Raw genomic sequence first — 23,473 nt, 5'->3', positions numbered from 1 at the left:
CTGACAGCACGGCGACGGGGTTCGTGGACGGGCCAGAGGCGCCGACGCGCGCAGGGCGAAGGCGACCCCGAGAAGCGCCGCACGCTGGCCGTACCTGGTGGCTTGCCTCATCATGGGTCTCCTTGCCGTTGTGAGCCAGGGCGTGGCGGCGCTCAGGCGACCTTGCGCAGATGACCCTGCTGGCGACCGACGCGGTTGGGCGCGAAGCCATTGGCCGCCAGGGACGCCTCCACGGTGTCGTAGAACACACCGATCTTGGAAATCTCGCGCGCCTGCTGCGCGGTGGCGATCGGGCGGCCGAACTCACGTGAAATGCGCACCAGTTGCTCGATCTGCTGGACCGTGCTGAACTTACTGGAGCGCTGCTGATTCCAGAGGTTGTCCTCGATGCCGCAGCGCACGTGCAGGCCCATGGCGATGCCCATCATGTTGATCGGCAGCACGTTGAGCACGGAGCTTTCCACCGTCAGCACTGCGCCATCGGGCACGGCGCGCACGATGTTAGCCATGTTGTAGATGTTGGGCGCGTCCATGCCGCCGCTGATGGCCACCCAGTTCATGACCAGCGGGCCTTTGTAGATGCCCCTGCGCATCAGGCGCTCGACCGACTCGAAGCTGTTGATGTTGTAGCACTGGAAAGCGCTTTGGATGCCAGCAGCCGACAGGCGGCGGATGTGCTCCTCGACCCAGCCTGGCTGCGAGGGCACCGTCATTTCCTTGTAAGCCTGAAAGGTGGCCGGATCTTCCATCGACGTGCCACGCAGGTCTTCGTAATCGAAGTGCTCCAGCACATTCATCTGCGAGGTGTTCACGGTCACGGTGACCTGGTCGGGCTTGGGGTCGAGATCGGCCAGCATGTGGCGCGTATCGTCGGAGAGCCACTTGGCGGCAGCGCCATCGGTCTCTGGCGCGAAGGAGATCGAACCACCCACCTGGATGATCATCTCGGGCACGGCCTTGCGCACGCCGGCGACCAGTTCGTTGAATTTGGACAAACGCTTGGAGCCGCGGCCATCGAGTTCGCGTACGTGCAGGTGCAGCACCGTGGCACCCGCGTTGTAGCAATCCACGGCCTTCTGGATCTGCGCCTCCATCGTCACCGGGATGTCCTCGGGAAAGTCAGAGGGGACATAGGACGGCGCGTAGGGCGCGGCCGTGATGATGAGCGGCTGCTGGTTTTCGGGGAACAGGTGTCCGTCGAGAAAGTTCATGGCGTGTCTCCAGGGGGGAAAGAAGAAAGGGGATAGGGTTAGCGAGAGTGAGGATCAGAACACCAGGTCAGAACACCTTGTCGCCGATGATGCCGGCGCGCTCCATCTTGCGATGGCAGGGCGGGTAGTCCATCACGGCGTAGTGCTGCGTCGAGCGGTTGTCCCAGATGGCGATGCTGTTCGGCTTCCAGCGCCAGCGCACCTGATACTCGGGAATCAAGGCCTGGCCGATCAGGTACTGCAGCAGCGCCGATCCGCCTTGGGTGAAGTCCTGGCCGTAGCGCACGTTGGCCGCCGTGTGGAAGTTCGTGAAATGGGTGGCGAAGCCGTTGACGAACAGCACTTTCTCGCCGGTCTCGGGATGGGTGCGCACCACGGGATGTTCGGCATCCGGGTACTGGGCCTTGAGTGCCAGGCGTTTCTCAATCGGCATGGCCGCACCGAACGTGGCTTCGATGCTGTGCCGCGCACGCAGGCCGGCGATCTGGAGCTTGACCTCGTCGGGCAGCTTCTCGTAGGCCAGCGCCATGTTGGCCCACATGGTGTCGCCGCCCACCGGCGGGCATTCCACGCAGCGCAGCACGCAGCCCATTGGCGGCGTCTCGCGCCAAGTGGCGTCGCAGTGCCAGCCGTTCTCGTAACGGTCGTTGGGAGCCTCCGGCGATTTGTAGATGCGCACCAGGCCCGGGTGATCCGGGTCGCTGCCGACCACGGGGTGGTCCTCGAGCTCGCCGAAGCGGCGCGCGAAGCCCACATGCTCGGCGCGCGTGAGGTCCTGGTCGCGCAGGAACAGCACCTTGTGCTTGAGCAGCGCGGCCCTGATCTCGGCGAACAGCCCATCGTCGTGCACGGCGTCTGCCAGGTCCACGTTCACAAGCTCGGCACCGATGGCGCACGTCAGCGGTTTGATATGCATGGTTTGTCTCCTTCGTTTTTTTGTTCAAATCACCACCACGGACGGGCCCGTCGTCTTGCGGGACTCAAAGTCGCGGTGGGCACGCCCCGCTACATGCGGCGCGTAGCGCTGGCCGGGCCGCTCTTGCGTTGAGAGCTGCCGCCAATGCTTGATGCTTGCTCGGTCAGTGCTGCAACGCGGGCTCGGGACGGCTAGAGCGGCGCCCTGTGTCAAGCCGCTCGATCAACTGCGAGGCCATCGGCCAGGGCCCATAGCCAGATGCCGGGTTCAGATGACCGACCTTGCCCAGGTCCACCGTGTCACTGCCCCAGGCCTGCGCGAGTTCGATCACCCTGGGCAGATCGCCCAGCGGGTCGTTCTGGCTGGTAGCGACCAGGCTGGGAAACGGAAGCTGCTGGCGTGGTACCGGGAGCCAGCCGCTGGACCGGATCGTGGAGAGTGTCGGGTAGCCTTCCGGCATGGGGCGTTCAAAGTCAGGCGGGCATGCCAGCAATGCGCCCTTGATGCGTGCTGCGTGTGCGGTTGTCAGGGCCCAGTGGGCAAGCATGATGCAGCCACCGCTGTGGGCGACCAGCAGTACAGGGCCGCCAATGTCTGCCACCGCCCGCTCAATTGCCGCGACACGGCGAGAACAGTCCAGGTTCTCGCGTCCCATCGGCGGCACCGTGCATGCACCAGGCAGTCGCTCGGCCAGTAATGTCTGCCAATGGTCGGCAACCTGGTCACGCAGGCCGGGGACGATAAGCACAGTGGACGTTGTCATGATGGATTTCGATTTGAGGTTGTGCTGGAACTCGGGTCTGTCAACAGCTATCGGGGATCAGATCCACATCGGATCCACATCGCAAGACTATCTCTGCAAGACCAAATGCGATGTATTATTTGGGACATTCAATGTCTAAATTGGGACACACCCATGCCCGGATATACGCCCTTGATCCGAAGCGCCAGTCTTACCGGCTACATGGAACTGGCGCGCCACCATGGACTCAACCCTGAGGCAATGCTGCGCAAGGTGGGGTTGAGTCCTCGAAGCCTCCTCGATCCCGACATGCCGGTCACTTCCATGGCGGTACGCCAGTTGCTTGAGGACAGCGCATCGATGGCGGGCGTGGAAGACTTCGGCTTGCGGCTGGCCATGGACCGGCGGCTGGCCAACCTGGGCCCGATCAGCTTTGTGATGCGCGAAGCACCGAATGCCCGGCAGGCGCTGGACAACCTGTGTCGCTATATGCGCCTGATCAATGCGGCGCTGCTGACTAGCATCGAAGACTTTGGCGATGCCGTATTGATTCGCGAAGAGATCCTGGTCACCGGCAAGTACCCGGTGCGGCAGTCCATTGAAATGGCCGTGGGCGTGCTATACCGCACGATCCAGGAACTATTGGGGCCAACCTGGCGGCCCCGAAGCGTCTGTTTCGAGCATCGTCAACCGCACGGTGCTACGTGTCACAAAGCGCTGTTCGGCTCAGTGGTTGAATTCAATGCGAGTTTCAATGGCATCGTCTGTGCGGCAAAGGACCTCGCCGCGCCCATGCCGGCCAATGACTACCGCATGACGCCCTATGTCCGTCGCTTTCTCGACCAGGCCATGTCTGGATCCGATGAGAGTGCGTCGCACACCGTTCGGCAGGTCGTGATTGCCATGTTGCCCGGGGGCAGGTGTACGTCGGACCAGGTGGCAAAGCACCTTGGCGTGGATCGCCGAACTTTGCATCGCCGGCTCATTGCGGAAGGCACGAGCTTTTTGTCACTGCTCCAGGCGGTCCGGGCGGAACTCGCCTCCCGCCAGATACTCGACAGCGATCGCTCCCTCGCCGAACTCGCCGATCTGCTCGGCTTCTCAAGCCCCAGCGCTTTCGCATTCTGGTTCAGAAAGCACTTTGGCATGACGGTGTCGAGCTGGAAGCAAAGCGCACAGGCAGTCGCAAGTGCATTGCCGCAACCCGGCTGATCTTCGCCCTCTCCCACTGTAACCTGCGCACCGAGGCAGGCCAGTTTCTGGCCGGGCTCGCCGGTATGATCGCCTCATACCAAAGGGCAATAGACGCCCCCGGCCCCCTGCGCCTAGCCTTGCGCTGACCTGGCGGCAGGTATTCCCGGCCCCGGACGCAGCGCAGAACGGCGCTTGGCCCGGCGCTGCGCCCATCTCCTTTCCGGGTCTTGGCCATATCGGCGTCAAGGGACGGGAATTCCACGGGATTCCCGCACGCGGGCGCATTGATCCGCGCCTGACCAGCAGCAGCCCGCCGTGCCAGCCCTGCCCATAACGCCCCACAGCGGCTGACTAATACGAAGAGACAATGGCGATGAGCACCATGCAGCTTTAACCTTCGTTCGAGGTGCTTGCGCAGAGCTCCGCCACACTCCCGCGCTGCATCCGACCAAGGATCGGCCGTCCGTCGCCTGTGCCGCGCCATGCCTGCACGATCCTGCCAACCCAACTTCAGGAGAGAACCATGACCAATCCCAAGCTAGAAGTGCTGACCCCGCAGAACAGCCAGCTGATCTTCATCGACCATCAGCCGCAAATGGCTTTCGGCGTGCAGTCGATGGATCGCCAGGCCATGAAGAACAATGCGGTCGGGCTGGCCAAGGCGGCCAGGATCTTCAATATCCCCACCACCATCACCACGGTGGAGAGCGAGTCGTTCTCGGGCTACACCTACCCCGAACTGCTCGACGTATTCCCCGGCCAGAAGACGCTGGAACGCACCTCGATGAACTCGTGGGACGACCAGAAGGTGCGCGACGCGCTGAAAGCCAACGGCCGCAAGAAGGTCGTCGTCGCCGGCCTGTGGACCGAGGTTTGCAACACCACCTTCGCCCTGTGCGCGATGCTCGAAGGCGACTACGAGATCTACATGGTTGGCGATGCCTCCGGCGGCACCAGCAAGGAAGCGCATGACTACGCCATGCAGCGCATGGTGCAGGCCGGCGTGGTACCGGTGACCTGGCAGCAGGTGCTGCTCGAATGGCAGCGCGACTGGGCGCACCGTGACAGCTATGACGCCGTGATGAAACTGGTCAAGGAACACTCGGGTGCCTACGGCATGGGCGTGGACTATGCCTACACCATGGTGCACAAGGCCGAGCAACGTACCGCCACGCCGCACGAGTCGCTCGCGCCGGTACCGGCCCGCTGATTCGCCGCCAACACCACCCTTATCTCTCGGGCAGACAAGCATGAGCGCGCAATCCAATCAGCAAGGCATGGCCCAGAACCCAGCGCGGCGCGAGCTGCTGGTTTCCGGCGCCAGCACGGCCGGTGCCGCCGCCCTCGCGGCCCTGGGCAGCACCGCCGCCGTTGCCGCCGGCAAGCCGCAGGGCCACGCCGCATCCCACCATACCGGAGCACGCAGCATGAACACCGTTACCACCAAGGATGGCACCCGGATCTACTACAAGGACTGGGGCACCGGCCGCCCGGTCGTGTTCTCGCACGGCTGGCCGTTGAATGCCGACGCCTGGGACGCGCAGATGCTGTTCCTGGTGCAGCACGGCTTCCGCGTGATCGCGCATGACCGCCGTGGCCATGGCCGCTCCGACCAGCCCGCCAAGGGCAACGACATGGACACCTATGCCGACGACCTGGCAGCGGTGATCGAAGCGCTGGACCTGAAGGGTGCGGCGCTGGTCGGCCACTCCACCGGCGGTGGCGAGGTGGCCCACTACATCGGCCGCCACGGCACCAGGCGCGTGGCCAAGGCCGTGCTGATCGGCGCGGTGCCGCCCATCATGGTCAAGACCCCGTCCAACCCCGGCGGCCTGCCGATGGACGTGTTCGACGGCATCCGCAAGAACACGGCTGAAAACCGCTCGCAGTTCTTCAAGGATCTGGCGGTGCCCTTCTTCGGCTTCAACCGTCCCGGCGCCAAGGTCTCGCAAGGCACCATCGATGCGTTCTGGGCGCAGGGCATGACCGGCAGCATCCTGGGCCAGTACCTGTGCATCAAGGAATTCTCGGAAGTCGACTACACCGAGGACCTGAAGAAGATTGATGTGCCGACGCTGATCCTGCACGGTGATGACGACCAGATCGTGCCGATCGACGATGCGGGCAAGCTCAGCGCCAAGATCGTCAAGAACGCCACGCTGAAGGTCTACCCGGGTGGCTCGCACGGCATGTGCGTGGTGCAAGCCGACAAGGTCAACGCCGACCTGCTGGCCTTCCTCTCGGCCTGATGAACACGCCGTCTCGCGACCAGCAGACAGGCCGGGACGGCCTGTCTTCATCCGATGCCTCCCGGTCCTCCTCGCCTTCCGTCTCACTGACCCGCCGCCAGTTCATCGCCGGCGCCGCCGCGCTCGGCGCGGCTGCCGCCGGCCGGAGTTTCGCCATGACCCAAACCAGCACGCCCGAGCTCATCCTCGTCAACGGCAAGTTCGCCACGCTCGACCGCGCCAATCCGCAGGCCGAAGCCGTGGCCATCAGCGACGGCAAGTTCATCGCCGTCGGCACCCGGCACGAGATCATGCAACTGGCCGGCGCCGCCACCAAGGTGGTCGACCTGCAAGGCCGCCGCGCGATTCCCGGGCTGATCGACAGCCACATGCACATCATTCGCGGCGGGCTGAACTACAACATGGAGCTGCGCTGGGACGGCGTGCGCTCGCTAGCCGATGCCATGCGCATGCTCAAGGACCAGGTGGCGCGCACGCCCGCCCCGCAGTGGGTGCGCGTGGTCGGCGGCTTCACCGAGCATCAGTTCGCCGAAAAACGCCTGCCCACCATCGAGGAGCTGAATGCGGCGGCGCCGGATACCCCGGTATTCATCCTGCACCTGTACGACCGTGCCATCCTCAACGGCGCCGCCCTGCGCGCCGTGGGCTATACCAAGGACACGCCGAACCCGCCGGGCGGCGAGATCGTGCACGACAAGGCCGGCAATCCCACGGGCCTGCTGCTCGCCAAGCCAAACGCCACCATCCTCTACGCCACGCTGGCCAAGGGCCCCAAGCTGCCGCCCGAATACCAGAAGAACTCCACGCGCCATTTCATGCGCGAGGTGAACCGTCTTGGCGTGACCGGCGTCATCGACGCTGGTGGCGGCTACCAGAACTACCCCGAGGACTACCACATCATCGAGGAGCTGCACAAGGACGGGCAGCTCACGGTGCGCCTGGCCTACAACCTGTTCACGCAAAAGCCCAAGGACGAGCTCAGCGATTTCAGCGGCTGGTCCAAGCAGATCAAGCCCGGCCAGGGCGACGACCTGTACCGCCACAACGGCGCCGGCGAGATGCTGGTCTACAGCGCCGCCGACTTCGAGGACTTCCGCGTCGAGCGGCCCGACATGCCGCCGTCGATGGAAGGCGACCTGGAGCCGGTGATCCGCCTGCTGGCGGAGAACCGCTGGCCCTGGCGCCTGCACGCCACCTACAACGAGACCATCTCGCGCGCGCTGGATGTCTACGAGAAGGTGGCGAAGGACGTGCCCTTCGACGGCCTGCACTGGTTCTTCGACCACGCCGAGACCATCACGGACCGCAACATCGACCGCATCGCGGCGCTGGGCGGCGGCATCGCCGTGCAACACCGCATGGCCTACCAAGGCGAGTATTTCGTCGAACGCTACGGCGCGCGCGCGGCCGAGGCCACGCCGCCGATCAAGCGCATGCTCGAGCGCGGCGTCAAGGTCGGCGCCGGCACCGACGCCACGCGCGTGGCCTCATACAACCCGTGGGTGTCGTTGTACTGGCTGACGACCGGCAAGACGGTGGGCGGGCTGTCGATGTATCCGCAAGCCAACCTGCTCGACCGCGACACGGCGCTGCGGCTGTGGACCGAAGCCAACACCTGGTTCTCCTCCGAGGAAGGCAAGAAGGGCCAAATCAAGGCCGGCCAGCTGGCCGACCTGGCGGTGCTCTCCGCCGACTACTTCAGCGTGCCCGGAGACGATATCCAGGACATCACCTCGGTGATGACCGTGCTGGGCGGCAAGGTGGTGTACGGCGACGGCGATTTTGACAAGCTCGCGCCGGCGCTGCCGCCCGCCATGCCGGACTGGTCGCCGGTGCGCCACGCTGGCGGCTACCAGCCACGGCCGCAGGCCAAAGCGCTCGCGCTCAACACCGCGTGCGCCTGCGCCAGTGCCTGCGGCGTGCACGGCCACGGCCATGCGAACGCGTGGACGGCCGGCGTGCCTGCGTCGGACGAAAGCACATTCTGGGGCGCGCTCGGCTGTTCCTGCTGGGCCTTCTGAGACGCGCGTCCGATCCACGCATCCTGCCAGGGAGACTCCAAGATGCGCCCTTCTGCCTCCACCCACCCTTGCGCGGCGGGCGCCGTCCCGCTCCCGTCCTGGCTGCGCTCGCTTGCACTGCTGGCGCTGTGCGCCGCCTACCTGCAAGGTGGCCTGGTCAAGGCCATGGACTTCGCCGGCACCATCGGCGAGATGCAGCACTTCGGCCTCGCGCCGGCGGCGCCGCTGGCCGCCGCGGTGATCGCGCTGGAGCTGGGCGCGTCGCTGATGATCCTGTGTGGCGTCTACCGCTGGCTCGGCGCGCTGGCGCTGGCGGTCTTCACGCTGCTGGCGACCCTGCTGGCCAACCGCTTCTGGGCGGCGCCGCCAGCCGAGCAGTTCATGATGGCCAACGCCTTTTTCGAGCATATCGGCCTGGTCGGCGGCTTTGTACTGGTGGCGTGGGAAGACCTCTGCCGCCGCGCGGCCGGGCAAACGGCATGAGGCTGGCCATGCCGCGAGCTCGGCAACCCACGCTGAACACTGAACACAGAACACTGAACACAGAACACTGGAAATGCGATGAAGCTCTATATCGTTTCGCTTGGCGCCGGCATCCTCGTCGGCATCATCTACGCCTTGCTGCAGGTCCGCTCGCCCGCCCCGCCCGTGGTCGCGCTGATCGGGCTGCTCGGCATGCTGATCGGCGAGCAAGTCGTGCCGCCAATCAAGCGCATGCTGGCCGGCGAGCCCGTCACCGCCGCCTGGTTCCACACGGAGTGCGTACCCAAGATCACCGGCGCACCGCCGCCGGCAACCTTGGCCGCGGCCCGCAACGACATACCACCAGCGCCGAGCGGCCCCATCGATTCGCGCTGAGCCCGCCTCACAAGCCAAGCCTTCCGGCGATTCAAGGCTGCACCTGCGCTGCTCCCGCAGCCATCCGCTGCAAGCGCAGACCTTCTGCGCGCGCCTCGGCCAGTCGCTGATTCCAGTCGTCCGGAGGGTGGCCACTCTCCTGCATCTTGCGGAATACGCGGTAGGCGTCGTCGCTGCTCTCGCAGGCGCGCTTGGTGTCTTCGTCGCTAACCCAGGCAAATACGATTACCTTGCTTTGCGCGTGGTAGCGAAAGAACAGCCGGTACTGTTGAAAGAACTTGGCCCGGAACCAATGTTTGTGATCGTCGCCGAGAGTGCCGCCCTGCCGGTATTCCGGCCGTGCCGGCTCCTGCGCGATCACCTCGAACGCCAACCTGGTGATCGCCGCCAGCCGCTTGCTGGCGTTCTTCTTCACGTACCCGGTTGGGTCTCTTTGCTTGAGCGCTTCGACTTGTTGGGTCAGCCCCTCAAGCTGAGCGAGAAACAAGGGATGGGCGAAAACGGTCCAACCGTTGATGACCAAAGGCGCAGGCTGACTCGCGCTCATTCATCGTCTGCCGAAAGGGTGGCATCAAGATCAACTTCGATGCCACCGACCAGCGACTGGATGCGCCGCACAAAACCGGCATCGACGGCCTGCAGGCGCGCCGCCAGAACAAGAGCCGAAATGGCCACAATGCACAATCCCCAAGGCTAGGCCGGGACGAATGCGAGCCTGGCTCACCGCTGCATGCGCGGAAGCTAGACCGCGTCCTTCCTCTCCATATCGCCCACCGCTTCGCCGACGATGCGGCGTAGCCACTCAAGCGCGGCATTACCCAGCACGCGGCGGCTGCAGACCATGTCTATGCTGAACGCGTTTTCGCCCAGTTCCGGTGGCAGCGCATGCAGCGCGATCTGCCGGCCTGCCAATGGCAACGCTGCTCGCCGCGCGAGCGTTGCGACGAGGTCGGTGTTCTGCACGGCATAGGGCAACGCAATAATGTGGGCGAAGGTCGCCGCCACGCGTCGCCTGACTCCCAGCCTGGCCAGGTTCTCATCGATCACGCCGCGGGTGGAACCGTCATCGCTCGGCACGAACAGCGCATGCGGCAACTCGATGAAGGTCTGCAGATCCAGCGCGTGCCGGCGCAGGCGCGGATGGCGGCGGTCAGCGATGCAAACGAATTGCTCCTCATACAGATGGGTGACAAGCATGCGTTTTGGCGGCGCCAGGTGGCCGCCGATGGCCATGTCCAGCACGCCTTCATCCAGTTGCTTGTAGATGGCAGCGCGATCAAGCTTGGCGACGCGCAGGTCGGTGTGCGGCGCCAGGCGACGCAGCCGCGCCAATATATGTGGCACGACCACAATATCGGCATAGTCGCTGGCGGCGATGGTGAAGCGCTTGCCCCTGGCCGTCGCGGGATCGAAGCCGGCGCCCTGGTCCAGCACCTCGCGGATCTGCGTCAGTGCCTGGCCGATGGACGGCATCAGGGCCATGGCCCGTTCGGTAGGCACCATGCCGGCCGCGGTCCGCATGAACAGTTCGTCTTGAAACAGCGTGCGCAGGCGGCTCAGCGCGTTGCTGACCGACGGCTGGGCTCTGTGCAAACGCTGCGCGGCTAGCGTGACATTACCCGTCTCGAACACTGCCTCGAAGGCCACCAGCAGGTTCAGGTCGATGGAAGCTAAATTCATGATTCCAATACTACGGATATTGATTATCCATTTCAAGAATTCATACCGGCAGATCTATGCTTGCGGATCTACCAGCTAACCAGGTTTGGAGCCTGCAATGACCAAGATCTTGCTCACCGGCATCGAGCCCTTCGATGGCGAAACAATCAATCCGTCATGGGAAGCGGCGCGTGCGCTCGACGGCGAGTCCATCGATGGGGCGAGCGTCGTCGCCCGTCAACTGCCGTGCGTGATCGGCAAGGTGAACCAGGTCCTGCAGCGCGCCATCGAGGAGCTTGATCCGACCGTGGTCATTTGCCTCGGACAGGCCGGCGGCCGCAGCGATATCTCGATAGAGCGCGTCGCGATCAATGTGGTCGATGCACGGATCCCCGACAATGAAGGGCGCCAGCCAGTCGACGAACCGGTGGTCAGCGACGGGCCAGCGGCCTATTTCTCCACCCTGCCGATCAAGGCCATTGTCAGCGCTCTCCGTCAACATGGCGTGCCCGCCTCGGTGTCGCAAACCGCCGGCACGTACAACTGCAACGCGATTTTCTATGGGCTATCGCACTACATTGCCGAGTGCCGGCCCAGCCTGCGCGGCGGCTTCGTCCACGTACCCTATTTGCCTGAAATGGCGGCGCGCCATCCAGGCGCTCCCAGCCTTGCGCTCGATACGCTGATTGCCGGCGTCCGGGTAATAGTGGCGACTACGCTAGCTGTGGAGCAGGACATCCGAGAAGGCGCGGGCGCGCTGCACTGAAATGGCCAGGAACTCGGCATTGCCGAGCCTGCGCAGAGACCGGCACCGAGAGTCAGGATGGTCTCGGCCTGGGTGCGCAGGCTTTCTGCGCTGTAGCGATTCTCTGCCATGTGCGCGTCGCCTCAGGCGGGAGTCTTGCGAAACTTCTCGTGCAGCTGGCGCAGCAGCGGCGTGGGCGTCATGCCGTTCTTTTTTTCTACGGCAATCAGCCAGCCGGTGCGATGCCAGTCCTGCACGATGCGGTCAACGGCGGCCTGGGTATCGGTCTCGCCCTTACGCACCCAGATCACCGATGGCGATGGGATCAGGTCGCGTGGCGAAACGATCTCGTAGTCCTTCCAGTCGGCGTTGTTCTCCACCAGGTCGCGCAGCGTCGGACTCACATGCACCGCCGCCACGCAATTGCCGCCCCTGAGCGCCAGCAGCGACTCCGGCTGGCCGCGGAAAGCCTTGATCTGCGCGCCATACTGCTCGGCCAGCGGCTTGGTGAAGTTGCTGCCCTGCGAAACGCAGACCGGCTTGCCTTTTGTGTCTTCCCACCTGGCGATGCCACTCCCCTTCCTGGCGATGGCCGCGCCACCGACCTCCTCAAAGGGCGTGGGCACGAAGGACAGGATCTCGCTGCGCTCCTGCGTCCATTGCATGTTGGCGATCAGGATGTCGACCTTGCCCTGCTGGAGGAACTGCACGCGGTTCGAAGGCTGCACCTGGATGGTCTCCAGTGTTACGCCAAGGCCCCTGGCCACGCCTTCGGACAACTCCACGTTATAGCCAATGTGCTTTTGCGTGGCCGGGTCGATGGTGCCGAAGGGCGGGCCGGACAGGATCACGCCGACCACGAGCTTGCCGCGCTGCCTGATCTTGTCGAGCGTGGCATCGGCATGCGCGACAGTGGCCACCAGGGCAAGGCCGGCCAGCAGCGCGGCACGCACGCCACGCGAGGGGAGACGGAAACAGAAAGGGAAACGGGAATGGGAGTGGGAACGCAAGGTTTTCAGCATCTGCAATGTCACTTCCTGGATTGCTCGAAGGGCGCATGGTCGAATTCGCCCTGCTGTGCCTTCTGGTTACGGGTCTTGATGTAGGCATCCGGCACGCCATACTTGCGCGCGGTCCGCAGCAGCAGGCCGGAGCGGTGCCAGTCGCGGATGGCCTGGTCGACGAACGCCTGCGTATCGGTCTCGCCGCGCCGCATCCAGACCACAGTGGGTGACGGGATCAGCTGGTCCTGCGTGGCAAGCTCATAGTCCTTCCATTCGGCAGCGCCCTGGCCATGCAGCGTCTGGTAGAGCGCCGGCTGGATATGCACTGAGGCGGCGCAGGAGCCTCCCTTCAGGGCCAGCAACGATTCGGGAATGCCACGCAGCCCCTTGACGATGGCACCGTAGGTTTCCTGCAGCGGCCTGGCGAAATTGCTGCCTTGCGATACGCACGCGATCTTGCCGCGCAAATCCTCCCAGCGATGGATGCCGCTCGATCTGGCCACCATGGCGGCGCCACCGATGAGGTCATAAGGCGTCGGCGCGAAAGAGAGGATTTCGCTGCGCTCCTGTGTCCACTGGATATTGGCGATCAACAGGTCAACCTTGCCGGTATTGAGAAACTGGACGCGCGTGTTGGCGGTAACGGATACGGTCTCCAGTTGCACCCCCAGGCGCTTGGCGATATCGCTCGCCAGGTCGGTCTGGTAGCCGCCAACCTTGCCGGTAGCCGTGTCCATGAAGCCAAACGGCGGGCTGGCGCCGTCGATGCCGACGCTGATCCTGCCGCGCTGCTTGATCTTGTCGAGCGTGGCATCGCCATGGGCGGCGCCCACCGCCAGGCAAAGCAAGGCGGCGGCTGCGATTTGGGGAAAGAACGGGAAGCGGAAAACGGAATTCATGCGGGCTACGCACCGAGGCAAGTGAAGGGGAAGCGGGGATCTTGCTGGATCGCCCAGACGATCACAAGAAAGGGTTTCGGATATGGATATGCGCGACTCCAGGTAGGGCCCGGAACCCCGCCCGGCTTAGCTAGGCCGCGCGCGCCCGGCGTGCAGGCGCGGGCTCGGCCGCAATCAGTGCGCGCGTGTAGGGATGCACCGGAGAATTCCAGAGCTGCTCCTGCGGCGCGTTTTCGACGATCTGCCCCGCCTGCATCACCATGACGCGGTCAGCCAGATAGCGCACCACGGCGAGATCGTGCGAAATGAACAGGTAGGCCAGGCCGAACTCGCGCTTCAAGTCAACCAGCAGGTTCAGGATCTGGGCCTGGATCGACACATCGAGCGCCGACACCGGCTCGTCGCAGACCACCAGGTCGGGCTGCAGCAGCAAGGCGCGCGCGATACCGATGCGCTGGCGCTGGCCGCCGGAAAACTCGTGAGGATAGCGCCCCAGCGCCGACAGCGGCAGGCCCACCCGGTCGATCATCAGCGCCACCTGCCGCAAGCGCTCCCTCGCGTTGGACACGCCATGCACACGCAGTATCGTCTCCAGCGTGTCGCGCACGCTGCGGCGCGGGTTGAGGGACGCGTAAGCGTCCTGGAAGATCATCTGGACGCGGGGACGCAATGCGCGTAGCGGCCCCGGTTTCAAGGCGCCCAGGTCCACACCGTCGAGCAGCACGCGTCCGGAAGTGGCGGGCACCAGTTGCAGCAGCGTCTTTCCGAGGGTCGATTTTCCGCAGCCGGACTCGCCTACCAGCCCCACGGTTTCGCCTGCGGCAATGTCAAAGGACACACCCCTTACCGCATGGGTAACGCCCGCGCGGGTGGCGTAGCGGGTATGCAGATCAATGACTGACAACAGCGGCATGAGAATCCTGTTTCTCGCTCTGATAATAGCCTGGCGCGGCACCGCGGTGAGCGGGCCCGCAGGCCACGTGGTGCAGCGTTGCGCCCGGCGGCGCAACGCGGGACTGTTCGTATACCGCTGAGCGCAGCGGTTCTGGCCTTGGCGGCCGTACCAGGCACTGCGCCTGCGCCTGCGCGCAGCGCGGCGCGAAGGGGCAGCCAGCAGCCTGCCGCGCGGACTCCACGCCGCCGGGAATCTCGGCAAGCCGGGTGTCGCGATAGAACCTGCCCTGATCCAGCCGCAGCGAGGCGTCGAGCAGGCCGCGCGTGTATGGGTGGGCCGGGGCTGCGAATAGCTCGCCCGCCTGCGCCTCTTCCATCTTTCGACCGGCGTACATCACCACTACGCGGTCGGCCCATTGCTCCACCAGGCCGAGATCATGGGTGATCAGCAGCAACGCCATCGACAATTCGCGCCGCAGCGTATCCAGCAGGGCCAGTACCTCGGCCTGGATGGTCACATCGAGCGCGGTGGTGGGCTCGTCGGCAATCAGCAGCTGCGGCTTGCAGGCGATCGCCATGGCGATCATCACGCGCTGGCGCTGGCCGCCCGACAGATTGTGCGCATGGGTATCCACGCGCTGCGCCGGGGCGGGAATACGCACCAGGTCCAGCAGCTCGATGGCCTGCGCGCGCGCCGCGCGGCGCGACAAGCCCTGATGCCGGCGCAGCACTTCGGCAATCTGGTGGCCCACCGGCATCACCGGATTGAGCGAACTCATCGGTTCCTGGAAAATCATCGACATCGCGCGCCCCCGCAGGTCGCGCAGCGCCGGTGGCGGCAAGCCCAGCAAAGACTGCCCGGCAAAGCGGATGCTCCCCCCGCTGATTCTCCCAGGAGCTGGCAACAGCTGCATCAGTGCCAGCGCGGTGGCCGATTTGCCGCAGCCCGATTCGCCCACCAGCGCGAGGGTCTGCCCGGCTTCGATGGCAAAGCTCAGGTCATGCACCACGGGCTGGGTACCGAAGCGGATCTCCAGTTTCTCGACTTCCAACAGTGCGCTCATGCGCTCTCCCCTAGTGCGCCCGCATGCACGGCGGCAAGGCCACGGCCGGCCTTTCTGGCATCGGTCACAGTCATATCTCAGTCATATCTCAGTCATACCGCAGGCGAGGGTTGAGCGCATCGTTGAGTGCATCGCCCACCAGGTTCAGCGCCAGCACGGTCAGGATGATGGCGGTCCCCGGCAGCGCGCTCAGGTACCAGGCGCTGCGCAGCACCTCGCGGCCGGCGCCAATCATGCTGCCCCAGCTCACGACATTGGGATCTCCCATGCCCAGGAATGAGAGTGCCGATTCGATCAGGATGGCGCTGGCCACCATGACCGAGGTGGTGACGATCACCGGTGGCAGCGCATTGGGCAGGATCTCGGCAACGATGATGCGGCTGCTGCGGTAGCCCACGCTGCGTGCAGCCAGCACGAAATCCGCCTCCCGCAGGGTACGGAACTCGGCGCGCACCAGGCGCGCCACCGTGGGCCAGGAGGCCAGCCCGATCGCCAGCGCAATGGTGGTGACAGACGGACTGCCGATGGCCACGATCACGATCACCAGCAAGAAGCTCGGCACCGTCTGCACCAGCTCGATCAGCCGGCTCAGCACGGCGTCGGCCGCGTGCCCGAAGTAGCCTGCCACGGCGCCCACCAGCATACCAATCAACAGGCTCAGCGACGCCGCCGCCAGCCCCACCAGCAGCGACACGCGCGCCCCGTGCACGATGCCGGCCAGCACATCGCGGCCGAGCGAGTCGGTGCCGAACGGGAAGGCGGGATCTGCGCCGGGCCACAGGAAGGGCTGGCCCACCATGTCAAGCGGATCGCCGGGAAACAGCACGCCGGCGAGCGCGGCCATTGACACCATCGTCAGCAGCACCAGTACGCCGCCCAGCGCGGCCGGGTTGCGCAGGAAAATGCGCAGCGCGCGCATGCGCGCAGTGCCCGCCTGCGATACGTCCACGGAGGTGGTGTTTGCGGTGCCAGCCGCGCCGGCCGGCCCGGAGGAAGACATGGAACTCATATCAATACGCGCCTTGTATGGCGCTCCGCGATTCGGTTGATCGGCGATCCCGCCATGCCGTGCTTGGTGCGTCAGGCATTCTTGATGCGCGGGTCCAGCCATGCTTGCAAGAGGTCGACCAGCACATTGGCAAGCACCACCAAGAAGGACGACAGCAACAGCACGCCGAGCAGCACGCTGAAATCCCGCGCCATCACCGCCTCCAGCGCCAAACGGCCCAGCCCGGGCCAGCTGAATACCGTCTCGATCACCACCGTGCCGCCCAACAAGGCGCCAAAGTGCATGCCGGCCACCGTCGTGATCGGCATCAGCGCATTGCGCAGCACGTGGCGCACGGATACCCGCAGCGGATGCAGCCCTTTGGCAGCAGCGGTGCGCACGAAGTCCTGGCGCTGTACCTCGAGCATGGCGGCGCGCGTCAAGCGCGCGTAGATGGCGATGAAGAACGTCGACATTGCCAGTGCCGGCAGCACCAGGTGGCTGGCCACGTCGCCAAGCCGCGCCCACCCGCCCAGCTCCGCGCCGATGGTGCCGGTGCCTTCGCTGGGCAGCCAGCCCAGATGGACCGAGAACAGCACGATTGCCATCAACCCGATCCAGAAGCCTGGCACCGAGTACAGCAGCAGCACCGCGAGCGAGAGTGCGCGATCCACCCAGGTGCCCACGCGCGCGGCCATGGCAGCGCCGCAAGCCACGCCGAGCGCCAGCGCGATGCACAGCGCGGCGCCCGTCAGCAGCAGCGTATTGGGCAGGCGCGCCAGGATCAGGTCCGCCACCGGCATGTTGTAGCGTGGCGAGAAACCCAGGTCGAAGCGTGCCAGGTGGCCCAGGTAGGCCAGCAACTGGTGCAGCACCGGCTGGTCCAGGCCAAAGCGGGCCCGTATCAACGCCATGGTCTGCTCGGTAGCCGAGCCGGACTCGCCCGCCAGCACGTCGGCGGCATCGCCGGGCACCAGCTGCAGCAGCAGGAAGTTGAAGACGATCACGCCCAGGGCGGTGGGCAGCGCGCGCCATAGCGTGCGCCGCAGGGCCGATCCGATTCGTAGCAAGGTTGGCATGGTGTGGCGCCCGGTCGGCCGGACTATTTGTCCAGGTAGACGTTGGCGAGGTTGGACTCGACCCCGTCGGCAGTCAGCGAATGGTCATGTACCCGCGTGTTGGCGATGGTGATGAACTGCGGCGACACGAGGTTCAGATCGGGCACCTCCTTGCCGACGATCTGCTGGAACTGCTTGAACTGCGCCACCCGCCTGGCGGGGTCGATCTCGGAAGTGGCGTCCTCCAGCAACCGGTCCACCTCTGGATTGCTGTAGTGGGTTGCGTTGGAGAACGGCACACCCTTCTTGAAGTTCTTGGACCAATACAAACGCTGCACGCCGACGGTGGGATCGAACAGGTTGCTCGCGCCATTCACAGTGAAATCGTAGTCGCGCTCGGTATAGATGCGCTTGACGAAGGCCGGCAGGTCTTGCGAGCGGATGGTCACGTCGATGCCGACCTTGCCCAGCGCCGAGCGCAGGTAGTCGGCCAGGCGCTTGCTGTCCTCGCTGATGGGGTTGTAATCCAGCGTGACGCGAAAGCGCGGAGCGCCGCCTTTGCGTGGATAGCCGGCCTCATCCAGCAGCTTGTCGGCCGCGTTCGTGTCGAATGGGTAAGGCGTGGGCGTATTGTCGTGGAACGCGCTCAGGCCGGGAGCGATCGGCGATGCGGTTCGGGTGCCGTAGCCGTAGTAGACCGTGTTCAGCACCACATCTCGGTTGACGGCCTGTGCCACCGCCTGGCGCACTTTCAGGTTCTTGAAGTACGGATTGTCGAGATTGAACTCCAGTCGCGTCACATTGAAGGAGTAGCTGTTGCCCTTCGTCTCGAACATCAGCTTGGGCACCTTCTTCAGCCGCGCCAGATCGGACAGCGGTACCGGTGTGCGGTAGCCCAGGTCCACCGCGCCGGTCTCGAAGGCAATGGCGCGCGCGGCCGGATCAGGGATGAACTTCACCACGACGCGGTCCACATAGGGCTTGGGCTTGTCCCAATAGTCCGGATTGCGCTCATAGACGATGTGGCTGCCGCGCACCCATTCCTTGAAACGGAAGGGGCCGGTGCCGATCGGGGCATTGTTGTTGGGATTGCCGATGGCGTCCGTGTTCTCGTAGATGTGCTTGGGCACGATCGGTGATTCGGTGGCCACCAGCGCCTTGATCAGGTAAGGCGCGGGCCTGGACAGCACGATGATCGCGGTGTAGGGATCGGGGGTCTTCACCTCCGTCACGTTGGCGAAGGTGCTGCTGCCGCGCGGGTGGACCTTCTTGAGCAGCAGGATCGAGAACGCGACATCGGCCGAGCTGAAGTCCTTGCCGTCGTGCCACTTGACGCCCTTGCGCAGATGGAAGGTGTACTGCTTGCCGTCCGGGCTGATGCTCCACGAGGTGGCCAGTTGCGAGCGCGGGGTCAGGTCGTAGTTGTATTCCAGCAGGCCTTCCGTCACCTTGGCACTGACGCTGAGTGCGGGCGTGGCCACATTGGCAAGCGACACCAGCGTGGGCGGCTCGTAGTTGAGCAAGAGGTTGAGCGTGCCACCGTGAGCTGGCGCGGGCGCGGCGTGCGCGACCGGTATCGGCAGCCCGGCAATGCCTAGCGAGACAACCAGCACTGCCGACAACACACCGGACAGCAAGCGTTCATGCAGTTTGGGCAACGAAGGCTTTGAAGACATGAGTGGGAGATCCTGATGAAAATGCGGATGGATGGCGGTGCCGGGCACCGCCGGGCCCGCGGCAGCGCCGCGAGCCGGCGTAGGGAGGTGAGGCAAATCCTTCATGCCAATGCGGCATTGCCCGGCGCGGCATCCAGGCCATAGCTGGCGCTCGCCTGCGCGGCGCTGACCAGGCCGTTGCGCAGATCCGCCGCCAGTTTCTCCGAATCGCGCGCCGCGGGGTTGCCGATGCCACCGCCGCCTGGCGTTTCCACCACCAGTCGCTCGCCACCCGGCACCAGTTGCCGGCCCTTTCCCCTCAGGGCCTGGCCAGAGGCAAGCGAGACCCGGCCGGGCGCGCCGGCCAGGCCGCCATCGGCGCCCCGCGCCGGAAACAGCAGGCGATCCCACGCGGCAGCCAGCACCATGGGCGCACCTTCGGCGTTGGCCACCTCGATGACCTGCCCCAGGCCGCCGCGCTGCTGCCCGGCGCCTCCCGAATCCGGACGGTACTCTTTGCGCCAGAACACCAGCGGGCTCACCGTTTCCAGGATTTCCACCGACACATTGCGCACCCCGCTGGGGAAAGACGTGGTGGACAGCCCGTCCTTGCCTGGACGCGCGCCGGTGCCGCCAGTGGAGAAACTGGTGATGGCGAAGCGCCGGCCTTGCAGCAGCTCGCCTGCGCCAGCGCCGGCCAGCGGCTGGCCGCCCGAGAGCTGGATATTCCACAGACTCGACGAACCTTCGGCCGGCACCACGCCAGCGCGCGCCTGGCGCAGGCAGCCAAACACAACGTCCGGCAGCATCTGGCCGATGATGTGGCGCGCGGTCACGGCGCAAGGAAACGGCGCATTCAGGATCGAACCCTCGGGCGCATGCACGCGCACGGGAGCCAGCGAGCCGGCGTTGTTGGGAATATCAGCGCCGATCAGGCAACGGATGCCGAACGAGGTATAGGCGTCGGTATAGGCCTTGGGCACATTGATGCCGCGCGCCACCACCGGCGACGAGCCGGTGAAGTCCACGTCGATGCCGTCCGGCGAAATGGTCAGGCTGGCCTGCAGGGTGATCGGCGTTTCATAGCCGTCGATGGTCATGCTGTTGTGCCAGGTGCCGTGGGGCCACGCGGCGATCGCGGCGGTCATGGCCTGGCCGGCCTGGCGGATGATGTACTCGCCCACCGCATGCAGGTCGCCGAGTCCGAACTCATCCATCATCGTCCGCAAGCGGCGCCCGCCGATCTCGTTGCAGGCAACCAGCGCATGCAGGTCGCCGATCACCTGCACCGGCTCGCGCACGTTGGCGCGCACGATGTCGAACACGGCTTCATTGGGCTGGCCTGCGTCGAACAGCTTCAGGATCGGCAGGAACAGGCCTTCGTGATAGACCTGGGTGCCATCCGGACCCGCACCGATGCCGCCGATATCGACCACGTGCAGGGTCGAGGCGAACAGCGCCACCACCTGGCCCGCGCGCACCACCGGCGTGACCATGGTCATGTCGAACAGGTGGCCGGTGCCCTTCCATGGATCGTTGGTAAGGTAGACATCGCCCTCGGCCATGGTTGCGGCGGGAAACGCCCGCAGGAAGTGCTTGACCGATTCGGCCATCGAGTTGACGTGCCCCGGCGTACCGGTGACCGCCTGCGCGATCATGCGGCCATCGGGCAGGAACACCCCGGCGGATAGATCCCCGGCTTCGCGCGTGGAGGTGCCAAAGGCCGTGCGGATCAGGGTCTGCGCCTGCTCCTCCACGACCGACAGCAGCCGGTTCCACATCAACTGGGCGTGGATGGTGCCGCGCAGCGCGGCATGGGTGACTACGGGATTGGCCGGGCTCATTGCGCCACCTCCACAAGATCGGTAAGGCCCGCTTGGGCCGGGACAGGTATCGACGCCGCGAGCACCAGATGGCCATCCGGATCCAGCGAGAAGGCAAAGCCAGCCGGCACCACGGTCGTGGTTTCGTCCTCCACCACCAGCGCGGGGCCGTGTATCGGCGAGCCGCCGGACAACGCGGCACGTTCGTACACCGGTACTTCGCGCCCCGCACCGTGCTCGCCGTCGAACAGGATCCGCTGGCCACCGCTGGCCACCGCCGCGGCGCCCGCCGCCACGCTCTGCCCCGCGCGTGCAATCGCCGGCTGCGCGGTACTCACATTGATCGACCAGCTGATGATCTCGACCGGGTTGCCGGGCAAGGTGCGGCCGTACAGGGCGGCATAGGCACGCTCGAAGCTCTCGCCCAGCGCCGCCGCATCTGCCGCGCGCAGAACCTGTGCATGCAGGGGCACGGGAATTTCGTGCCCCTGGCCTGCATAGCGCATGTACGCCAGGCGCTGTTCGCCCAATGCCTGGCCGGGTGCGGCCTGGCTGACGATATCCCGCGCGCTGGCCGCCAACTGCCCGAGCACGGCATTGACTGCCGCTGCGTCGAAGGCGTCAAGGCGTTGATAAAAGCTGCGCACCGCCTGATAAGCAATCGGTGCCCACAGGAAACCCAGCGCCGACCCCACCCCGGCGGATTGGGGAACGATCACGCGGTGGATGCCGAGCCGCCTGGCCAGTGCCGCCGCATGCAACGGCGCGGCGCCGCCAAACGCGATCAGGGTGTAGTCCTCCACCGTCTTGCCGAGCTCGGTGGCATGGACGCGGGCAGCGTTCGCCATGTTCTCCGTCACGATCTCGGTCACCGCCAGCGCGGCGAACTCCGGTGTCGTACCCAGTCCATGCGCGATATCGGTGCCAAGCGCAACACGCGCGAGCTCCGGCTGCAGCGCCACCTTGCCCACGGCAAAGCGCTGCGGATCCAGCAGGCCCAGCACGCAGTTGGCGTCGGTCACCGTGGCGGCGCTGCCACCCAAGCCATAGCTGGCCGGGCCGGGCTCGGAACCGGCACTATCCGGGCCGACCTGCACGCGGCCCAGCGCGTCGATGCGGGCGATCGATCCGCCACCCGCGCCGATCTCCACCATCTCGATCACCGGGATGCGGATCGGCAAGCCCGATCCCTTGAGGTGCCGGTGCATGCGGCCGAATTCAAAACTACGCGAGATCTGCGGCTGGTAGTCGTCGATAAAGCAGATCTTGGCGGTCGTGCCACCCATGTCGAAGGACAGCGCGCGCCCGATGCCACCCTGCTCCGCCACCCGGCGCGACAGGATGGCGCCCCCGGCGGGACCGGATTCGACCAGCCGCACCGGCTGCGCGATGCCCGCTTCGATATTGGTAATGGCGCCGCCCGATGTCATCAGGAAGAGCGGACTGCGCAGGCCCAACGCGGCCACGCGCTCGCGCAGGCGTCCGAGATAGCCCGCCACCAGCGGCTGGACATAGGCATTGGCGCTGGTGGTGGACAAACGTTCGTACTCCCGGATCTCCGGGCACACGTCGGAAGACAGCGAGACCCACAGATGCGGTGCCAGCTCGCCCAGGATGGCGCGCACTCGCTGCTCGTGCGCGGGATTCACATAGCTGTGCAGGAAGGTGACGGCCACGCTTTCCACGCCCTGCGCCTCGAACTGCGGCACCAGCGCGGCCACGGCCTCCTCGTCGAGGGACAGCAGCGTGTTGCCGCGGCCGTCGACGCGCTCCGGTACGCCAAAGCGCAGGTAGCGCGGCACCAGCGGTGCTGGCTTGTCGAGGAAGATGTCGTACTGCGCGAAACGATCCTCCCAGCCGATCTCGACCAGATCGCGGAATCCCGCCGTGGTGATCAGCGCGGTACGCGCGCCCTTGCGTTCGATCAGCGCATTGGTGGCAAGGGTGGTGCCGAGGATAAAGAGGTCGACTTGAGCCAGCGAGAGCCCGGCGCTGGCCAGGAGGTCCTGTACGCCGTGGATCACGCCGTTCTCGGGCGCGGCCGGCGTTGTCAGGACTTTGCTGGTGTAGCGGCGCGTGCCGGCCAGCAGGACGGTATCGGTAAAGGTGCCGCCAACGTCGACAGCGAGCCGCACGCTCGCCTGATGTGAATTCTGGTTGTCTGCAGGCATGCCGTTGTTCATGGAGTGGGAATATCTGGATTCAGCCCTCGCGGCGGGGTGCCGCAGCGCACTCGACAAACGACGACCATCGGGAACTTCCCCTGGATAGATACATCTCCCCTGCCTGAAGGCAGGGAGCAAGCGCCGGACTTCGCTGAAAGCCAGCGCGCAGCATAGTCGGCCGCGGCGGCACATCGGAACGAAGGATTTCGCGCTTGCTTATGTTGTGTCAATGGCTATGGATAGACGCAATCCATCCTTGCGCCAACGCGCGCGCGAGACTATGTCGCGCCCCGGCCGGGCCTTCGCACGTCGGCAAATACCCATATGA

22 protein-coding genes are annotated in these 23,473 nt (G+C 65.4%); 7 read left to right on the top strand and 15 right to left on the bottom strand.

The annotated features are described in order from the left end of the window. Window positions 1-152: 152 nt before the first annotated feature. The 3 genes from AC1RQC_RS24780 to AC1RQC_RS24770 form a co-directional block, all read right to left on the bottom strand. Window positions 153-1,211 carry a beta-keto acid cleavage family enzyme gene (locus tag AC1RQC_RS24780; RefSeq protein WP_492826647.1) on the bottom strand — a complete coding sequence of 353 codons (1,059 nt, stop codon included), beginning with the start codon at window positions 1,209-1,211 and terminating at the stop codon, window positions 153-155. Window positions 1,212-1,278: 67 nt separating this feature from the next. Next, complete coding sequence (locus AC1RQC_RS24775) at window positions 1,279-2,127, bottom strand: TauD/TfdA dioxygenase family protein (protein ID WP_492371266.1); 849 nt, start codon at window positions 2,125-2,127, stop codon at window positions 1,279-1,281. A 163-nt stretch (window positions 2,128-2,290) separates the two neighbouring features. Further along, window positions 2,291-2,890 (bottom strand): RBBP9/YdeN family alpha/beta hydrolase, encoded by a 600-nt coding sequence (locus AC1RQC_RS24770; RefSeq protein ID WP_492811986.1) that lies wholly within the window; start codon window positions 2,888-2,890, stop codon window positions 2,291-2,293. 171 nt (window positions 2,891-3,061) lie between these two features. On the opposite strand from AC1RQC_RS24770, the gene AC1RQC_RS24765 reads away from it, so the two are divergent. The 6 genes from AC1RQC_RS24765 (at window position 3,062) to AC1RQC_RS24740 (ending at window position 9,191) form a co-directional block, all read left to right on the top strand. Next, window positions 3,062-4,081: an AraC family transcriptional regulator gene (locus AC1RQC_RS24765; protein WP_492811984.1), complete on the top strand. Its 1,020-nt coding sequence runs from the start codon at window positions 3,062-3,064 to the stop codon at window positions 4,079-4,081. Between the two features lie 505 nt (window positions 4,082-4,586). Beyond that, window positions 4,587-5,273, top strand: coding sequence for a hydrolase (locus AC1RQC_RS24760; RefSeq protein ID WP_492371263.1), 687 nt, complete (start codon window positions 4,587-4,589; stop codon window positions 5,271-5,273). A 217-nt stretch (window positions 5,274-5,490) separates the two neighbouring features. Beyond that, window positions 5,491-6,312 carry an alpha/beta fold hydrolase gene (locus tag AC1RQC_RS24755; protein ID WP_492884964.1) on the top strand — a complete coding sequence of 274 codons (822 nt, stop codon included), beginning with the start codon at window positions 5,491-5,493 and terminating at the stop codon, window positions 6,310-6,312. A 155-nt stretch (window positions 6,313-6,467) separates the two neighbouring features. Continuing rightward, window positions 6,468-8,333 (top strand): amidohydrolase, encoded by a 1,866-nt coding sequence (locus tag AC1RQC_RS24750; protein WP_492371262.1) that lies wholly within the window; start codon window positions 6,468-6,470, stop codon window positions 8,331-8,333. A gap of 42 nt (window positions 8,334-8,375) precedes the next feature. Beyond that, window positions 8,376-8,816: a DoxX family protein gene (locus AC1RQC_RS24745; protein WP_492884926.1), complete on the top strand. Its 441-nt coding sequence runs from the start codon at window positions 8,376-8,378 to the stop codon at window positions 8,814-8,816. 78 nt (window positions 8,817-8,894) lie between these two features. Continuing rightward, window positions 8,895-9,191: a XapX domain-containing protein gene (locus AC1RQC_RS24740; RefSeq protein ID WP_492371260.1), complete on the top strand. Its 297-nt coding sequence runs from the start codon at window positions 8,895-8,897 to the stop codon at window positions 9,189-9,191. A gap of 31 nt (window positions 9,192-9,222) precedes the next feature. Here the strand turns inward: AC1RQC_RS24740 and AC1RQC_RS24735 are convergent, their stop codons facing one another. The 3 genes from AC1RQC_RS24735 to AC1RQC_RS24725 all read right to left on the bottom strand — a co-directional run bounded on the left by AC1RQC_RS24735 (window position 9,223) and on the right by AC1RQC_RS24725 (window position 10,871). Then, on the bottom strand, window positions 9,223-9,738 hold the full coding sequence (locus AC1RQC_RS24735; protein ID WP_492811981.1) for a type II toxin-antitoxin system YhaV family toxin: 516 nt from the start codon (window positions 9,736-9,738) through the stop codon (window positions 9,223-9,225). Continuing rightward, entirely contained in the window at window positions 9,735-9,866 is a 132-nt protein-coding gene (locus tag AC1RQC_RS24730) for a type II toxin-antitoxin system PrlF family antitoxin (protein ID WP_492811979.1), read from the bottom strand. Before AC1RQC_RS24730 ends, AC1RQC_RS24735 begins: the two co-directional genes overlap by 4 nt. A 66-nt stretch (window positions 9,867-9,932) precedes the next feature. After that, a complete protein-coding gene (locus tag AC1RQC_RS24725) occupies window positions 9,933-10,871 on the bottom strand; it encodes a LysR family transcriptional regulator (protein ID WP_492811977.1) in 939 nt (312 codons plus the stop codon). Window positions 10,872-10,968: 97 nt separating this feature from the next. Here AC1RQC_RS24725 and pcp point away from each other — a divergent pair, with 97 nt between their 5' ends. Next, on the top strand, window positions 10,969-11,616 hold the full coding sequence (pcp, locus tag AC1RQC_RS24720) for a pyroglutamyl-peptidase I (RefSeq protein WP_492826654.1): 648 nt from the start codon (window positions 10,969-10,971) through the stop codon (window positions 11,614-11,616). Window positions 11,617-11,738: 122 nt separating this feature from the next. On the opposite strand, the gene AC1RQC_RS24715 is transcribed toward pcp, so the two are convergent. From AC1RQC_RS24715 to AC1RQC_RS24675, 9 genes are all read right to left on the bottom strand, one after another. After that, window positions 11,739-12,548, bottom strand: a complete 810-nt coding sequence (locus AC1RQC_RS24715; RefSeq protein ID WP_492884924.1) for a transporter substrate-binding domain-containing protein — start codon at window positions 12,546-12,548, stop codon at window positions 11,739-11,741. 77 nt (window positions 12,549-12,625) lie between these two features. Next, entirely contained in the window at window positions 12,626-13,498 is an 873-nt protein-coding gene (locus AC1RQC_RS24710; protein WP_492884922.1) for a transporter substrate-binding domain-containing protein, read from the bottom strand. Between the two features lie 130 nt (window positions 13,499-13,628). Continuing rightward, a complete protein-coding gene (locus tag AC1RQC_RS24705) occupies window positions 13,629-14,411 on the bottom strand; it encodes an ATP-binding cassette domain-containing protein (protein ID WP_477134589.1) in 783 nt (260 codons plus the stop codon). After that, window positions 14,389-15,456 carry an ABC transporter ATP-binding protein gene (locus tag AC1RQC_RS24700; RefSeq protein WP_492371254.1) on the bottom strand — a complete coding sequence of 356 codons (1,068 nt, stop codon included), beginning with the start codon at window positions 15,454-15,456 and terminating at the stop codon, window positions 14,389-14,391. The genes AC1RQC_RS24705 and AC1RQC_RS24700 overlap by 23 nt, the downstream gene beginning before the upstream one ends. Window positions 15,457-15,544: 88 nt before the next feature. Continuing rightward, window positions 15,545-16,375, bottom strand: coding sequence for an ABC transporter permease (locus tag AC1RQC_RS24695; RefSeq protein ID WP_492371284.1), 831 nt, complete (start codon window positions 16,373-16,375; stop codon window positions 15,545-15,547). A gap of 161 nt (window positions 16,376-16,536) precedes the next feature. Beyond that, window positions 16,537-17,523, bottom strand: a complete 987-nt coding sequence (locus AC1RQC_RS24690) for an ABC transporter permease (protein WP_492371253.1) — start codon at window positions 17,521-17,523, stop codon at window positions 16,537-16,539. A gap of 23 nt (window positions 17,524-17,546) precedes the next feature. Then, complete coding sequence (locus AC1RQC_RS24685) at window positions 17,547-19,178, bottom strand: ABC transporter substrate-binding protein (protein ID WP_492884920.1); 1,632 nt, start codon at window positions 19,176-19,178, stop codon at window positions 17,547-17,549. 101 nt (window positions 19,179-19,279) lie between these two features. Next, window positions 19,280-21,001, bottom strand: a complete 1,722-nt coding sequence (locus AC1RQC_RS24680) for a hydantoinase B/oxoprolinase family protein (RefSeq protein ID WP_492884918.1) — start codon at window positions 20,999-21,001, stop codon at window positions 19,280-19,282. Further along, window positions 20,998-23,151, bottom strand: a complete 2,154-nt coding sequence (locus AC1RQC_RS24675) for a hydantoinase/oxoprolinase family protein (protein ID WP_492811966.1) — start codon at window positions 23,149-23,151, stop codon at window positions 20,998-21,000. The genes AC1RQC_RS24680 and AC1RQC_RS24675 overlap by 4 nt, the downstream gene beginning before the upstream one ends. Window positions 23,152-23,473: the final 322 nt, after the last annotated feature.

Source organism: Cupriavidus sp. GW822-FHT03E04 (genome assembly GCF_058801495.1).
Note: the sequence above shows the minus strand (reverse complement) of the source record. Positions and strands in the feature narration are given on the sequence as shown.